This is a genomic window from Streptosporangium album, assembly GCF_014203795.1.
Taxonomy (GTDB): Bacteria; Actinomycetota; Actinomycetes; order Streptosporangiales; family Streptosporangiaceae; genus Streptosporangium; species Streptosporangium album.
This window is the reverse complement of sequence record NZ_JACHJU010000001.1, coordinates 954,100-968,403: the sequence shown is the minus strand read 5'-3', so window position 1 is coordinate 968,403 and position 14,304 is coordinate 954,100. Positions and strand designations below refer to the sequence as shown.

At 65.7% G+C, this 14,304-nt stretch carries 19 protein-coding genes; 6 read left to right on the top strand and 13 right to left on the bottom strand.

What is annotated here, in order from left to right; genetic code table 11:
- Positions 1-155 precede the first annotated feature (155 nt).
- Positions 156-935 carry a transposase family protein gene (locus FHR32_RS04535; protein WP_184753075.1) on the top strand — a complete coding sequence of 260 codons (780 nt, stop codon included), beginning with the start codon at positions 156-158 and terminating at the stop codon, positions 933-935.
- 182 nt (positions 936-1,117) lie between these two features.
- On the opposite strand, the gene FHR32_RS04530 is transcribed toward FHR32_RS04535, so the two are convergent.
- The 4 genes from FHR32_RS04530 to FHR32_RS04515 all read right to left on the bottom strand — a co-directional run bounded on the left by FHR32_RS04530 (position 1,118) and on the right by FHR32_RS04515 (position 4,838).
- Positions 1,118-1,468, bottom strand: coding sequence for a hypothetical protein (locus FHR32_RS04530; RefSeq protein ID WP_184753140.1), 351 nt, complete (start codon positions 1,466-1,468; stop codon positions 1,118-1,120).
- A 107-nt stretch (positions 1,469-1,575) separates the two neighbouring features.
- A complete protein-coding gene (locus FHR32_RS04525; protein ID WP_184753139.1) occupies positions 1,576-2,241 on the bottom strand; it encodes a hypothetical protein in 666 nt (221 codons plus the stop codon).
- 41 nt (positions 2,242-2,282) lie between these two features.
- Positions 2,283-3,173 (bottom strand): 5'-methylthioadenosine/S-adenosylhomocysteine nucleosidase family protein, encoded by an 891-nt coding sequence (locus FHR32_RS04520; RefSeq protein ID WP_184753138.1) that lies wholly within the window; start codon positions 3,171-3,173, stop codon positions 2,283-2,285.
- A 9-nt stretch (positions 3,174-3,182) separates the two neighbouring features.
- The gene (locus tag FHR32_RS04515; protein WP_184753137.1) at positions 3,183-4,838 is read right to left on the bottom strand and encodes an AbeC-like domain-containing protein; all 1,656 of its coding nucleotides are present in this window, start codon (positions 4,836-4,838) and stop codon (positions 3,183-3,185) included.
- Positions 4,839-5,018: 180 nt separating this feature from the next.
- On the opposite strand from FHR32_RS04515, the gene FHR32_RS04510 reads away from it, so the two are divergent.
- Positions 5,019-5,732, top strand: a complete 714-nt coding sequence (locus FHR32_RS04510) for an NUDIX hydrolase (RefSeq protein ID WP_184753136.1) — start codon at positions 5,019-5,021, stop codon at positions 5,730-5,732.
- Between the two features lie 82 nt (positions 5,733-5,814).
- On the opposite strand, the gene FHR32_RS04505 is transcribed toward FHR32_RS04510, so the two are convergent.
- Entirely contained in the window at positions 5,815-6,030 is a 216-nt protein-coding gene (locus tag FHR32_RS04505; RefSeq protein WP_184756673.1) for a hypothetical protein, read from the bottom strand.
- On the opposite strand from FHR32_RS04505, the gene FHR32_RS04500 reads away from it, so the two are divergent.
- Positions 6,007-6,573 carry a DUF3387 domain-containing protein gene (locus FHR32_RS04500; RefSeq protein ID WP_312882637.1) on the top strand — a complete coding sequence of 189 codons (567 nt, stop codon included), beginning with the start codon at positions 6,007-6,009 and terminating at the stop codon, positions 6,571-6,573. The genes FHR32_RS04505 and FHR32_RS04500 overlap by 24 nt on opposite strands.
- A gap of 58 nt (positions 6,574-6,631) precedes the next feature.
- Here the strand turns inward: FHR32_RS04500 and FHR32_RS04495 are convergent, their stop codons facing one another.
- Positions 6,632-6,940, bottom strand: a complete 309-nt coding sequence (locus tag FHR32_RS04495; RefSeq protein ID WP_184753135.1) for a DUF397 domain-containing protein — start codon at positions 6,938-6,940, stop codon at positions 6,632-6,634.
- A gap of 21 nt (positions 6,941-6,961) precedes the next feature.
- Positions 6,962-7,816, bottom strand: coding sequence for a helix-turn-helix domain-containing protein (locus FHR32_RS04490; RefSeq protein ID WP_184753134.1), 855 nt, complete (start codon positions 7,814-7,816; stop codon positions 6,962-6,964).
- Positions 7,817-8,022: 206 nt separating this feature from the next.
- On the opposite strand from FHR32_RS04490, the gene FHR32_RS04485 reads away from it, so the two are divergent.
- Together FHR32_RS04485 and FHR32_RS04480 are read left to right on the top strand one after the other, a co-directional pair.
- Complete coding sequence (locus FHR32_RS04485; protein WP_184753133.1) at positions 8,023-8,316, top strand: hypothetical protein; 294 nt, start codon at positions 8,023-8,025, stop codon at positions 8,314-8,316.
- Entirely contained in the window at positions 8,313-8,720 is a 408-nt protein-coding gene (locus FHR32_RS04480) for an ATP-binding protein (RefSeq protein ID WP_184753132.1), read from the top strand. The genes FHR32_RS04485 and FHR32_RS04480 overlap by 4 nt, the downstream gene beginning before the upstream one ends.
- 60 nt (positions 8,721-8,780) lie before the next feature.
- Here FHR32_RS04480 and FHR32_RS04475 read toward each other — a convergent pair whose 3' ends face one another.
- The 5 genes from FHR32_RS04475 to FHR32_RS04455 form a co-directional block, all read right to left on the bottom strand.
- Complete coding sequence (locus FHR32_RS04475; protein WP_184753131.1) at positions 8,781-8,939, bottom strand: hypothetical protein; 159 nt, start codon at positions 8,937-8,939, stop codon at positions 8,781-8,783.
- Between the two features lie 431 nt (positions 8,940-9,370).
- A complete protein-coding gene (locus FHR32_RS04470; RefSeq protein ID WP_184753130.1) occupies positions 9,371-11,593 on the bottom strand; it encodes a hypothetical protein in 2,223 nt (740 codons plus the stop codon).
- Positions 11,590-11,832 carry a hypothetical protein gene (locus FHR32_RS04465; protein WP_184753129.1) on the bottom strand — a complete coding sequence of 81 codons (243 nt, stop codon included), beginning with the start codon at positions 11,830-11,832 and terminating at the stop codon, positions 11,590-11,592. Before FHR32_RS04465 ends, FHR32_RS04470 begins: the two co-directional genes overlap by 4 nt.
- Before the next feature lie 179 nt (positions 11,833-12,011).
- Complete coding sequence (locus FHR32_RS04460) at positions 12,012-12,497, bottom strand: GNAT family N-acetyltransferase (RefSeq protein WP_184753128.1); 486 nt, start codon at positions 12,495-12,497, stop codon at positions 12,012-12,014.
- Between the two features lie 169 nt (positions 12,498-12,666).
- Complete coding sequence (locus FHR32_RS04455) at positions 12,667-12,939, bottom strand: hypothetical protein (protein WP_184753127.1); 273 nt, start codon at positions 12,937-12,939, stop codon at positions 12,667-12,669.
- 363 nt (positions 12,940-13,302) lie between these two features.
- Between FHR32_RS04455 and FHR32_RS04450 the strand changes: the two genes are divergently transcribed.
- On the top strand, positions 13,303-13,857 hold the full coding sequence (locus tag FHR32_RS04450) for an HAD-IA family hydrolase (RefSeq protein WP_184753126.1): 555 nt from the start codon (positions 13,303-13,305) through the stop codon (positions 13,855-13,857).
- 40 nt (positions 13,858-13,897) lie between these two features.
- On the opposite strand, the gene FHR32_RS04445 is transcribed toward FHR32_RS04450, so the two are convergent.
- Positions 13,898-14,269: an STAS domain-containing protein gene (locus tag FHR32_RS04445; protein ID WP_184753125.1), complete on the bottom strand. Its 372-nt coding sequence runs from the start codon at positions 14,267-14,269 to the stop codon at positions 13,898-13,900.
- Positions 14,270-14,304: the final 35 nt, after the last annotated feature.

Sequence of the window (14,304 nt, the reverse complement as noted above, 5' to 3'; positions counted from 1 at the left end):
CCGCAGCCCCTGGCCAGGCCCTGCCCGGGTGAAACATCCCGAGCGTGTCCCCGGCGGGGGCCTGGCGGCGTGTGACCACAACCAAAACCACGACATCGACAACGTCGAAGGCTTCGACGTCCGCCGAAGACACGCCCTCGCCTGTCTACTCCTGCATGCTGCCGCTGTCCACCCAAACCCTCACCTTCCTGGCCGACCTGCTGCGCGCTCATCTCAAGACCATCGGCTCGCGCTGGCGGAAACTGCCCGCCGGGAAGATCGCCACCATCGTGCTGGCCGTCTTACGCCATGACCAGCGCCTGGCCGACATGGCCGGCGCCAACAACGTCTCGGCCTCCACCGTGCGACGCTGGATGCTGGAGACCGTCGAACTGCTCGCCGCCCGCGCACCCCGCCTGGACCGCGCCCTGAAGAAGATCGCCAAAGCCGGTGGTGAGGTCGTCCTGCTGGATGGCACCCTGATCCGCACCCGCCGCCGCACCGGAGCCGACAACCGCAGGAACTACTCGGGCAAGCACAAGGCCCACGGGCTGCTCGTGGTGGCGCTCACCGACACCCGCGGCAACCTGCTGTGGGTCTCCGCCGTCCGGCCTGGTCGCGCATCGGAGATCACCACCGCCCGGCACAACCGCCTCACCGCCCGCCTGCGCGAGGCCGGGCTGGGCGCTATCGCCGACCTCGGCTTCGTCGGCCTGGACGACGATGACGACAATCCGGTCATCATCACCGGCCGCAAAGCCACCCGCGGCAGGCCCCTCACCCCCGCGCAAAAGCAGGTCAACCGGCTCATCAGCGCCGAACGCGCCCCCGTCGAGCACGGCTTCGCCACGTTGAAGGCCTGGCGCATCCTCACCAAGCTCCGCCTGGACGCCATCCACGTCACCAAGCTGCTCCGCGCGCTGATGGTCCTGGCCATCACCGAACACACCCGCTGACCGATGATCACCCACCATGATCAGTACCCACCACCAGCCAGAGCATGCCCTCAACGGATCACACCAGGCCCCTGACCAGCAACTTCAAGTTGGAACGATCTCAATCAGAGCAGAGGCCCGTACACGGTCTTCCGATGCCCCAGGCGGACGAGGGATCTGCCTGCCCCATCAGCACAAGACCTTCAGACTGAGATGTGTTTCGAGCAGCAACGTTCGACGTTATCCCGTAGCTGCTTCCAGGAACGATTCGAGCCCAGAGGATTGCCGAGCTTCCCGAGGGCGATGGCCTTCTCCAGGACATCGGGCGCGTCGGACTCCCGATACTTCCTGCCCGACTTGCTGATCTCTTCCACCAGGATCCGCTTGGGATCGGTGAGCCTGCCGGTGTCCTTTCCCCAGTACTTCTGCGGAAGCTTCCACCCCGCCACCAGCGCCGCCAGAGCGTCGGGAAACAGCAGGAGCCGCGCCTCTGCCTCCCAAACGGCCAGAACGTGATGAGCGGAGTCGAACGCCTTCCCAAGCGCCTTTTCCACACGCTCACGTCCTACCTGTACGGCATGGCCTCGACACCGATCTCGAAGAACCGGCTGCCCCCGTATCGAACGGGCACGAGTCGGCCGTATGACGTGATGCGGCGACATCAACTCTGACTCGACTCCGCCGGGCGGCTGTGGTCCCAGGCGGTGGTGAATAGAAGGAGCGCGTAGTCGTACATCAGCCCGGGACGGTGCGCGACGATGCACGGCGAGTTACGGCCGTGCTCCGCCTGCTGGTAGATGGTCAGGTAGGCGACGTTGTCGGTGGCAATGACGCGGTGCACGTTCGGTAGATCGTAGAACCGCAGCGAGACGTGCTCGCGGTGCCGGGCGACCTCACTCACATAGGCAGCGTTGATGTGAACCTGCTCGGTGAGAAGTCCGGAGGAGAAGCCCAGATCCACCCGGCGCATCTCCTCCTCCCGTCTGGAGAGCCAGGACCCGGGACCGAGGTCGGCGTCGGGCAGGAGGACTTGTACGGACTCCAGACGCCTGCCCGTGGCCTCCCAGACGGCGGCGAACCCGTCGCGGGTCAGCTCGTTGCCGCGACCGGCGAGAACACGCACCCAGCGTGCGCGGGCCAGCTCGGTCGCCAACTCCCGGGAGGCCAGGGACTGCCGGGAGAGGACGCGACGGACTCCCAGACCTGTCAGGCGGGAGAGAAGCGCGACAGGCCACTGGCGGGAACGCATGGAGAAAGCCCAGCCTCCCACGACGGTGAGGGCGGTGGCGAGGAGGGAGCTCACCACACCGAGCGCGAACGCGTCCATCTCTCGTCTCCTTCATTGAAGGCCGCGGGAAAGTCAGGGCGTCAGGTCCTGCCGATCATCAGATAGGGCAGGAGGTTGCGCAGGACCGTCGCCGCGTGCCGCGCGGCGATCTCGTGGTAGTCGTCGTTCTTCTTCGAGCTGGCATCGTCGGAGATCCCCCGTACGACGGCCCAGCCGATCACGGTCTGGGACCCGTCCCGCTCGTGAAAGGCCTGGGTTAGGCCGCCAGCTTCCATGTCCACGGCGAGGATCTTGTCGTTGAAGGCTTTCAGGTATCGGATGATCTCCGACTCTGCGTCCGCGATCACTGCTTCACCCGAGCCGATCGGCCCGGTGAGCACTCGGTAGTCGCGTACGGTGCCGTCGGTGTCGGTGGTGTGAAACTTGGCAGGCTCGCCGTAGTCGGTGAAGAAGGCGTGGACGGCGTGGCCGATCGCAGCCGGCGTTTCCCGCTCCTCGCCTCTGTGCTGCCGTCCATCAGGGGTTTCCCTGCGGAGGTCGTAGTAGACGACCCGGGTGGCCAGGACGACGTCGCCGACTGCGATGTCCTTGTGGATGCCCCCGCCGATCCCGGTGAGGACGACGACCGCAGGGTTGTAGTGCCGCCGAAGATTGTCGAAGGCCATCATGGTCGACCTCTGCCCCTGAGCCAGGGCGCGGATCGCGGCGACCCGGGTGGCCACGCCGCGGACGTTCACGATTCCTTCGAAGAAAGGGAGTTCGCTACTTTGGGCGCGCTCCAGACCGAGCACGTTGTGGATCGCTCTGGCCTCCTCGGTGAGGATGGTTATCACCCCGACGTCGGCGCGCCTGGCGTTCGCTGCTTTCTTCTCGCGGTCGGCCGGTACGTTGACCGTCGCCCCGTGCCCGACCGCGGACTGGCTGACCTCCATGGACCCGCCGTAGTTGACGATGCCGCTGTTGCCGTTCATGATTTCTCCTTACTCCATGGGGGAATCCCCGTAGCTGTCATCGGACTCGCGGGTGTCGGGGCGGACTTGAGCATTTGCGCCAACCGCCGACTGCTTCATTTCGATCTTTCCCCCCATGCTGAGTACGCCCATGTTGACGATACTGGTCGCCTTTTTATTGAATGCCGATGTGTCGACTTTTTTTGACTCCAGGAATTCTTCGGCGGCCTTCAACAGTCGCTGCTCGATGAGCTTCATATAGTCATATATCGTTGCCTTGTCCAGTTGCGCCTGGTTCCAAGGAACGGACTTCTCCTCTCTAATGCTCAACTGGGCGCCGATGGTCGCTCCGCGGCGAGGAACGAGTAAGCGGTTCCTCCGCGCCAATGCGGCGCCGATCAGGAATGAGGGGGCTTCGACCAGACTCCGTGCCTCCGCCACCCCAGCTGGCAGGTTGCGCAGCCCACGAAACGCGGAACGCAGCACCGCGCTTCTGTCGTTTTCTTTGAAAGCGTTGAGGAGGTGGTATTCGGCTGGCGTGCGGGTCAACGCGCAGGCGGCAAAGTCAAGGCTGAGAGCTCGACCCTTGATGCTCACCCGCAGGAAAACCGTTGTCATCACCTCGCCGGTGACGCTTGTGCGGATCTCCAAAAAATGATGGGCGATGCCATGGGGGTCATCGACGATTCTGCCTATGTCGTCTCGATCGGGTCGCTCTCTTAGCCATTCAGGGCCAGGTGGAACATCGGCCTCTGCTATATAGAGCCGATCGTTTCTATCGAAGCCTCGCAACCTGGTCGGGTCGCTGGCGTCTCCCATCGCGCCCATCGCCTCTTTCAGGTGCGCAACAAGCTCGTGCGCTTTGAACGGCGGAGCCATCCGCTCACGCTCCTCCATTGAAATATTCGGCCCACCTTCGCTGCTTAGAAGTTGAATTGTGAGCGGAGGAGTCCACCGATGAATAAGCTTGCCGCTTCCTACGAACGGACTTGTCTTGCTGTCCAGCAGATCGAAGTCGAGATCCTCTTTGCTTTCTTCGGTTTCCTGAGGAGAGGGCCTGCGATAAACGACATAGGGATGGGACTGCTGATCGTTGATCGTCTGCTCCCGCCGGGTGAGCTTCCGGGGGCGCAGGGGGCCCGTATCGTGCATGCGGTTGAGGCACAACTGGTGGATGGCGCCCCTTCCTGCCACTGCGAGGACGATGAGCAGCGTGAAGAGCACCGCCGCTATCGCCATCTCGTCCAGAGACGTCTGGGAGATTCCGGCGATCAGAGGTGGCGTCACGATGAGGACGCCGCACCCCACACCACTGAGCTGGAGGAGGCGCGTCTGCTGCCGCAGTTCGTCTGACTCGCTGCGCCACCTCGTCCGCCACAGCAACCTGTCCATCGCCTCTTTGCTCCGGAGCGGGAGCACCGCCACGGCGCTCCTGACCATCAGCCGAGACAGGTGCCATAAGCCGAGCCCGCTGGCGACGGCGAGGATGGCCGGCGGATTGACCATGAAGCCGGTCACGAACACCGCCAGGACGCACACGTGCTGCCCCATCTCCAAGCCCCATGACTTCCAGGCGTGCCTCACGACCGGGATGAGGTCGAAGCCGTAGGACGGGGCGACCATGCGTGTCGTGTCGTTGTGCACCTGGCGAAGGACGACTCGGCGGAAGGCGGGATCGAGATACACGCCTGCGCAGAGGTGCCGCGTGGCCGCATCCTCCCTCATGGTCTCGCAGTGTTCTTTTCCTCCGCGTACTGCTCTGGATCGGGCCAAGTCGCCATCCTCCGCTCTTCGTTTAGGTCCACTTGACCATAAGTTGCCTCGACGGTTTGAGTCAAGGTGACCTTTAGCTACAGTGTGCTTGTGATGGAAAGATCCAGCCGGACCCGGGCGCCGGTCACTGTGACGGTCGATCTAGTGATCTTCACTGTCCGGCAGGATCAGCTGCAGGTCCTGCTGATCGAGCGCGGCAACACGCCGTACCTGGGGCAGTCGGCGCTGCCGGGCGGGTTCGTCCGTGACGGGGAGACCCTGGATGAGGCCGCGCTGCGGGAGTTGAGTGAGGAGACCGGGCTTGACGGCCGCACGCTGCATCTGGAGCAGTTGCATGCCTACAGCGACCCGGATCGTGATCCGCGAGGCAGAGTGATCACGGTGGCCTATCTGGCACTCGGCCCCGATCTGCCGCTGCCCGTCGCCGGCACCGATGCCACAGCAGCACGCTGGGAACCGGTCTCGTCCGCCCTCTCTGACGACACGTCGCTGGCTTTCGACCACACCGCGATACTGCGCGACGGGCTGGAGCGGGCGAGGTCGCAGCTTGAGCACACGACGGTGGCCGCGGCGTTCTGCCCCGAACCCTTCACCGTCGGCGACCTACGCCGTATCTACGAGGCCGTATGGGGATTCAACCTCGATCCCAGCAATTTCCGCAGGAAGGTGACACGGACGGAAGGGTTTCTCGAACCCACGGGCGAACGTCGCTTTTCCGAGACTGGTAGGCCCGCAGCCCTCTACCACCGGGGGGTCGCGTCGCTGCTGATCCCGCCGTTGTTGCGATCAGGTGAGGTCTCCTCCTGAGCTGGAGCTTGCGCCGAGTGTCGCTGGCGCGGATTCGGGCTACGCGGGTATGGCGGCGCAGCCCGGGCTCGCGTGACTTTCATTACCAGCCGCGGATCTTGCGGCCGTGCTCGGTGTCGGGGTGCAACAGGGCGTCGGCGACCCGCCCGCCGGAGTCCTTGGCCCCGCCACCGAAGTTGAGGGTCCCCTGGGCGTTCGCACTGGCGGCGACGCCGTCCCAGTAGCGGGCCTCGCGCTCCCAGCGCACCGAGTCCAGCAACTCGACCAGCTTGACATCACCCAGCTTAGCGACCAGCACCTGCGCAAGATCCAGGAGTCCGAGACACCTCACCTGGTCGCCGAGGCGCTGCGCCGGTTGATCGAGCAGAAGATGCGCGAGGTGACCCGGCACAACATCGTCCGCCAGGAGAGCTTCACCGAGCGCCTCGAAGACCTGATGATCCGCTACATGCGGCAGCAGCTCACCAGCGCCGAAATGATCGCCGAGCTGGTCGCCATGGCCAAGGAGGTCTCCGCGGACGCTCGGCGCGGTGAGCGATTCGACCCTCCGCTCAACCACGCCGAACTCGCCTTCTACGACGCCGTGGCCAATCACGGCCTCGCAAAGGCTCTCATGGGGGACGACACCCTCGCGGAGATCGCCCGCGCGCTGGTCACCGACATCCGCAAGAACCTGAGCGTCGACTGGCTCTCCCGCGAGCCGGTGCGCGCCAAGCTGCGCAGCCGCGTCCGGCGCCTGCTGGCGAAGTTCGACTACCCGCCCGAGGAGGAACGCGCGGCCGTGGACCTCGTGATCAAGCAGATGGAGGCCTTCGCCAACGAGTGGTCTCCGAAGGCGTAGCAACCGGTGTTCATGCTTGAACGTGGACGTCGCTGAACCACTGGCTCGTCCGGCGGCGTCAGAGCACCCGATCCGCTGTGAGGGTGCCGTTCTTGATGGTGGTGAGGAAGGCGTCCCACTCGGCGGGGGTGAAGGATAGGACCGGGCCGTCGGGGTCCTTGGAGTCGCGGACCAGGAAGAGGCGGTCGGCGTCCGGGGCGGGGTCGGCTCCGGGGTGAGGGGTGTCGGCGAGGGCGATTTCGACGCAGTTCTGGCCGTTACCGCTGAGGGAACTCTTATGCCAGACCCCTACTTCGACGCAGTCTTGGCCAGCGCCGCTGCGAGAACTCTTTCGCCACATGACGTGAGACAGATCTCTCTCTGACATTCCGCATCCCCTTCGCAACGGTTAACCGCGTTGAGCAGTCGTCTCCATGATGAGACGCCGGGAGTCGTCCGGATCCAGCGCTTTGGCGCGCAGGTGGTCAAATGCCACTGTATAACGGTATACATCCGCGTCGCGCTCTACATAGAGGCTGTCTGTCAGATTCTCCAGGAACACCACATCCGGATCAGCGGGCTCAGGAAACTCCATGATTTGAAATGCGCCGCTTGTGCCCGAATGTGCCCCGGCGGCGAAGGGCAGCACTTGAACCGTGACGTTCGGCAGGTCAGAGATATCAAGTAGTCGCTGGAACTGGGAACGCATCACAGCAGGCCCATCGATAACGCGCCGGATGACGGCTTCGTCCAGTATGGCCCAGAGCCGCAGGGGCTCGGTCTGCGAAAGTAGCGCTTGCCGGGCCATGCGGATCTCGATGCGATGTTCGACTTCACCCGGAGGTGAGAGAACCAGTCCGGCGCGGATGACAGCGCGAGCGTAGTCCTCCGTTTGGAGGAGACCGGGAAGGACAACGGAGGCAAAGCTGCGCATTGAGGTCGCTTCGGCCTCAAGTCCGATATAGGCGGCATACTCATCGGAAAGATCGTCATAGGCGTGCCACCAGCCCCTCTTCCGAGCGTCACGCGTGAGTTTGAGCAGTTCTTCCCGCCTGGAATCGTCAACCTTGTAAAGATCAAGAAGGCGCCCGATGTCCTTGGGAACGACTCCCACACGGGAGGTTTCGATCCGCGAGATCTTCGAGGTGGACCACCCGAGTTGCCGACCGACCTCCTCCAGCGTCAACTGAGCGCGTTCGCGCAAGTGGCGAAGCTCTGAGGCCAGGCGACGCCTGCGCACTGTGGGACTCCCCGTTTGCCTCATGTTCAGCCTCCCTTGAATTGGAGCCCACAGTATCCGCTTCGCCACGCAGAGTGTCAGCGCTTTTCATAGAGCAAATTTGCTTTTCTAGTGGCGCATCCAATCATCCCCCTACATGCTCTACGTGTGCACCCGATGACTCTCAGTAGAGATCGGGCGTGCGCAGCTAGCGCCGAAGGGCGTCGGGATTCATGAAGGGCGGGCGAGGGATGAGAGTTCGTGATCTTGAGGGGTGGGGTGGGGAGTTGGTGGAGCTGGCCTGGGAGTTGAACGATCTCGGGTTCGACTCCGTGGTCAGGCTCTCTCCCGGCCGACGGCCGAGCGTGGAGATCTTCGTGCCGCCGGGACCAGGAAGAGTCACCACGACGCAGCGGGGCCGTACCTCGGTGTTCACCTGGGACCGGCGTCGCAGTCGGCCGAGCCGTGACCGGCGGGGCCGCGACCAGCCGGGCCGCAGCAGGATGCGGGAGGCGGCCGAGCGGCTCATGGAGGTGGCGCGGTGAAACCACCCTGCCTGCTGGGGCAGATCTGCTTACCCGCCCAGGTCGACTCCGTCCCCATAGCGCGGAAGTACGTCGGTCTCCTGCTGCAAGTGGTGGAACACGCCCAGGCCGACGACGCATTGCTGCTTGTCAGCGAACTGGTCACCAACGCGGTGCGTCACTCCGACTCCGGACGCCTCCCCGACGGACGGGTCACCGTGGCCGTCGCCAACTGCGATGGAACGCTCCATGTCGACGTGATCGACGCCGGATCGACCGGACATCAGCCCCGGGTCTGCACGGACGTCGGCCTCGACAGCGGCGGGGGACGCGGCCTCTGGCTGGTCCAGGAACTGGCATCGGCCTGGGGTTGGCAGGAGGCCCCGACCGGCCGCGTCGTCTGGTTCCAACTGACGGGACCCTGAAGCGGCACTCCCTATGACACTGGGGAACGGACCGAGTCACCGCGCACTCGGCTCACCCCGCTACTTGCCGGGCGTGCATGCGTAGAGCTGGCCGTAGCGCTTCTGAGCGATCCGCATCAGCTCGATCATGTCCCTGACCCCGTCCCTGCCCTTGGCGATCTGGGCCAGGTAGAGGGTGATGATCCGCTGCTTGCCGCCGCAGGAAAACCTCGCAACCACCTGATATGGCTGCTCGTCAACTCCCGCATATGCAAGATGCACCGCTAGACCCTCGCCAAGATCGGCGGGCAAAGTAGCCGCTCCATGCCTGGTGAAGACCTTTCGTCTGTCATCCATGACTCCGTCCAGGTACTCACGCGTCGATTGAGGAGCCTCCTGCATCCAAGCGACGTCTAACGATTTGGGTATGGCCCCCGGCGTCCCGCAGTCACCATTCGTTTCATTGCCATTCGTCTTCTCGCTCAGAGAGCCCTTCGCGCCACTAACCAGCCGGAATGCCTGGTCAGGTACAAGTTTGCAGAGGTAGGGAGGCGAATCAACGATCACGCCTGTGTTGCCTGGCGCAGGTGTGGAGAGAGCCGCATCCCCTGGAGTGCACGCCCCGGCGAACATCGTGGTAACGGCAAGCGCGACCATGAGGTTGTAGAGCCTCACTTACTGCCCCCCGAAGAAGGGATCTGGAGGTTGAGGTAGTCATCTACCTCGCTGGTTACGCGGAAGGTGCCCCTGAAGCGGTCATGCAGGTCCTTGCCTCTGCCGTTTTCGTGGACCCACGTAAGGAATTGGCTGTACTCCGACGGGCTCATCTCGGCAAAGGGTTTGATCGTCGGCGGAGTCCCGGTCGTGAAGGGCTGGCCTTTCAGGTCGACCTCGTCGAGCATGCCCTTCTTCAGCATGGCGGTGGCGATCATCTGCTCTGCCAGCCTCTCCGTGGCGAGCCGGTTGTCGGCCAGACTCTCGTACGTCTCGTCCAGGCTCAGCCCCTTCTCCGACATCAGCCCGGCGGCCCACTTGGCAGCCGCGTCGTAGCCGGCCCCGGTCGCCTTGTCGTACTGGCTGGTGAGCAGCGACCCGAAGGCACCGGTGGCCAGCTCGCCCACCTGTTTGGCGCCCGGCACCGGGATCAGCCCGATCGTGTCACGGACCATGGTCTGCAACGCCTCGCTCGCCTTCTTGTCGTCCAGCCCCTCGGCGATCAGCGCCTGGCGGCGGATCTCCACGATGTGCGAGAAGGGGCGCGCCTCGCCCACGATGTTGTCGACGAGGAACTGCCCGACGTCGGTCTTGCCGATCCGGCCGTCCTCGTCGAAGTCGAACGTCTTGAGGTCGGCCTTGGTGAAGCCGAGCTGCTTGAGGTTGGAGCTGTCGAGGCCCACCGGGGGCATGCTGTCGAGCGCCGCCTTCATGTGCTCGGTCTGTGCCCGCATCAGCGCCTCGAACCCGGCGTCGTCGCGGGTGGCCAGGGCCAATGCGTAGGACATGTCGGTGGCGTCGGCCCGGCCGAAGGTGGCGTGGTTGAGGAGGAGGTTGGAGACCTGGTCGATGTTGGCCGCCATCGCGCGGGCCAAGGGGTAGCGCAGCGGGGCGAGCCGGTCGAGGGCGGCCCGGTCGGTGATCTCCATGTTGCCGTCGCCCGCCTTGCCGAAGGCACCCCGAGCCTGGTCGGCCATGGTCTTGGTCAGCTCGGCGGCCAGCTTCTTGGAGGTGGCGTCCTGGCCGGTCGTGCCGGCCAGCAGCACGTTGCCGAACGATCCGAAGCCGCCGGTGTAGTCGAAGGCGCCCAGCCGGGTGGTCAGCAGGTGGTCGAGCACCGGCTCCTTCCACCCCGGCGGGGTGTGGTTCAACAGTGCCTGCGATGCCTCCTTGCCGGACTCGGCCGCGTGGAGCAGGTCCTCCACGACCGCCGTCTTGACCGGCTTGACCCACTTGCCGGAGCCCGTCGCCGTCCCCGTGACCGGTTTCAGCAGAGAGCCCAGTCCCAGCGTGGCGGCCAGGTCGAACAGGGGGACCTGCCGGCCGCCGACGGCCTTGCCGAGCGCGTCCTGGCTCGCCGCCCACCTGTCCTTGTACTGCTCCTTCTCGTAGGCGACCGCGTCGCCGCCGACGGTCTGCATGAACTTCCCAGAGAACGGCGTCTTCCCGTCGTGAGCGCCCCAGACCAGCGCCTGGGCCTGGTATCCCGCGTACGTCACGTCGCCGACGGTATGGTCCGCCCGGCCCTGCACGGTGAGCTCTTTGAGGAACCCGTCGCCGGCATAGGCCTTGTTCTTCGGATCGGTTCCGGCGGCGAGAGCCGTGCTCAGCAGGCGCAGCGCCTCCTTGCCCTGCGTGGAGAGGTCGTTCACCCGCGCCGACTCCCCGCGCTTCGACGCATCCCGGAGCCGGGCCGCGAGCGTGCCGGGCAGCTCAGTGATCCCCTTTGCTCCCAGCTTCTTCAGGAACGCCCCGGCGAACTCCGGATCGGCCGCCCGGCCGGCGTATTTCTGCAGCTGGGCGAGTGCCTTGGTGTCCCCGCCCGCGGCGGCGCGTGCGAGGCGGGCGGCCAGGGTCCCGTCCAGCAGGCCCTGGGCGGCATCCAGCCCGTCGGGCATCTCCATGAAGGACCCGGCGGTCGTGGAGGTCCCGAAGCTGACCTTCTGCTGCTCCATCTCGCGGATCAGCGCCTGCCGCCGCCGCAGGTCCTCGGCCTGCTTGCCGACCCTGCCGGCCAGCTCGCGCAGGCGCAGCGCCGGAGCGGTGTCCAGCCCGGCGCCGTGCAGCTCGCCGTACAGACTCTCCGCCAGCTGCTCGATCCGCCCGGCCGCCTGGGTGTGCTTGCCGGCCATCGTGTCGAACTCGGGCTGCCTGACCCCGCTGAACTCCGCGGCGGTCATGCCGTGCCCGGCAGAGACGCCAGCCTGCTCTGCGCGCTGTGCACCGCCCTGGCGAGCAGGTCACGTAGCTCCCGCTGGTCGGCGTTGAGCTGGGTGCCGAACCGGGCTCCGGTGGGTCCCACCCACGCGTCGCCCTCCATCAGGCGGCAGGAGGGGGCGAGCGCCCACCAGTGCTCGTCCGACAGCCGCTGGATCCGCTCCACCACCGCCCGCATCGCCTCGCGATCGAGGTCAGCCACGACGAACTCCCCGTATGGCGCGCTGTACAGAAACAGGTCAGAAGGCGGTGCCCCCGCGCCCGTTACAGATTAATCAACAGCGCGCTAATCAAACAACCCCCCATATTTAGAAAGGATGAAGAATGTCTAATTTGGTTAGTGAAAGTCGTATCGAGAAAATCGGGAAGCTCATTCGAGCCCTATCGCGGGCTCTCGGTGGCGGCGAGCTTCTCCAGCGCCGACCCGGTGAGCCGGTACATGTCCCACTCGTCGAGCGGCTCCGCGCCGAGCGACCGGTAGAACTCGATGGACGGGGTGTTCCAGTCGAGGACCGACCATTCGAACCGCCCGTACCCCCGTTCCACGCAGATGCGGGCGAGCTCGATGAGGAGCTGCTTCCCGTGTCCCGCTCCCCGGTGGCCGGGGTGGACGAAGAGATCTTCGAGATGGATGCCGTGCCTGCCCAGCCACGTGGAGTAGGTGACGAACCAGAGCGCGAACCCGGCCACCCCGTTGTCATCGTCGGTGGCGATGTGGCAGAACACGGCGGGGGAGGGCCCGAACAGCGCCTCGTGCAACTGCTCCTCGGTGGTCTCGACCTTGTCCAGTGCCTTTTCGTACGTGGCGAGCTCGCGGATCATATGGATGATCGCCGGGATGTCATCCGGCGTTGCGGGACGAATCATGGTGAGAGTTTATGGTTACGGGGTATGCGGACCGGCACGGCAGAGCCCCGCCCACCACCGAAAACCCCAGGTGGCCACGTCGTCGCGGTGGTCCTCGCCGTCGATCAAGTTGATGGGTACGGAGCTCGTCCTCGCCGGCGTCAGCAAGCATCTGCGCGGCTGACGCCCCCTACGCCTCGGCCAGCGGATCCTGCCGGAGGCTGATCTGGGTCGCCCACCTGCGGATCTGTGTTCCGTCGAACTGCTGGATCCCGGGGAGCTGCAGCAGTGCCGCCCGCAGCGCCCCGTCCACCTCGTCGACCGGTCCGCCGCCGTGTGAGGCCATGATCCGCTGCACCACCTGGGTGGTGCGGGCGTCGAACCGCGGTCTCTTCCCGGTGGCGGCGCGCATGGCGACATCGCGCAGGGCGGCGTTGTCCATGGTGATGCGGGTGCGGGACATCCTCGGTTCCCCCCGGGATCGGCATGGCTGTCCGATCAGACTAGGAGGTGCGGAGCCGCTGGTCACGCACCCTGCGAGGACGTGTCTCCGGCCACCCGGACGAGCGATCGGGGGGCGCCGGAGCCCGGTCTCGCCGGGCGGTCACCGGTCCGGGAGGTGGATGACGGCGGTACGGCGCGGCGTGGAAAAGCACATTCTCCTGTTGCAAACGAACATAAGTCATGTTCGAATGAACCTCGACGGCCTCCGCTGTGGCGGGACGCGGTCACCGGCCTCGGCGCTCGGCGCTGTCACGGCTCCGGGTGGCCAGGCTCCCCGCCCGCGGCGGCCGGTCACCTGCACCGGACCGACCTGGGAGAGCGCATGACGACCTGGATGTTGCTGGACTACGGAGAGGTGATCTCCCTGCCGCAGCCGGCCGGGGAGATGGACGGCATGGCCGCCCTCGCCGGCCGGGATCCCGCGGCCTTCCGCGACCTCTACTGGCGCCACCGGGATCCCTACGATCGCGGTCAGGCTCCCCACCTCTACTGGAGCAACGTCCTGGAGCGGGATCTGGCCGACACCGACCCCGTCGTGGCCGCGCTCAACGCCGCCGACGTCGCGAGCTGGTCCCACCTCAACCCCGCCGGCCTGGACATGCTCCGTGAGTTCACCGGCCGCCACCGGCTCGCACTGCTGTCCAACGCCCCCGAGCCGTTGGCGACGGCCATCGACGACGCCCCCTGGGCCGAGCCGTTCGACCACCGTTTCTACAGCTGCCGCCTGGCTCTCGCCAAGCCCGACGCCGCCATCTTCGAGAAGGTGCTCCACCGGCTCGGTGCTGATCCCGGCGAGGTCACCTTCGTCGACGACCGCGCCGACAACGTCCATGCCGCGGCGGCGCTCGGCATCAACGCCGTCCTCTACCGCGCCTGACGGCGACCACGCCGGGAGACGGGCACCGGCGCGCCGGAGGTCATCGGGAGACCGGGACGCCTCTTCCTTCCGCGGCCTGCCGCAGCGACTCGTTCACGTCCCGGTCGATGGGGAATGCCGCGCGCAGCCCGGTCAACTCCAGGAGACGGCCGAGAAACCCGTTGACTCCGGCAAGGCGGAGCCAGCCGTTCTGCTCGTAGGTGCGGCGCATGGTCGCCAGGAGCACCCAGACCCCCGAGGAGTCACAGAAACCCAGATCCGTCGTGTCGATGATGATCCTGACGTGTCCGCGCGTCAGCAGTGCCGTGAACGCTTCCTCAAGCGGTGGCGCCGATAGTTTGTCTAGATCGCCGGTGAGCGAGACCACCGAGAACCGTGGATGGTCGCTCACCGTGATGGAAAGTCGAGTCATGATGCCCCGCTGTCCACGGGTGTTGGAGACAGCGC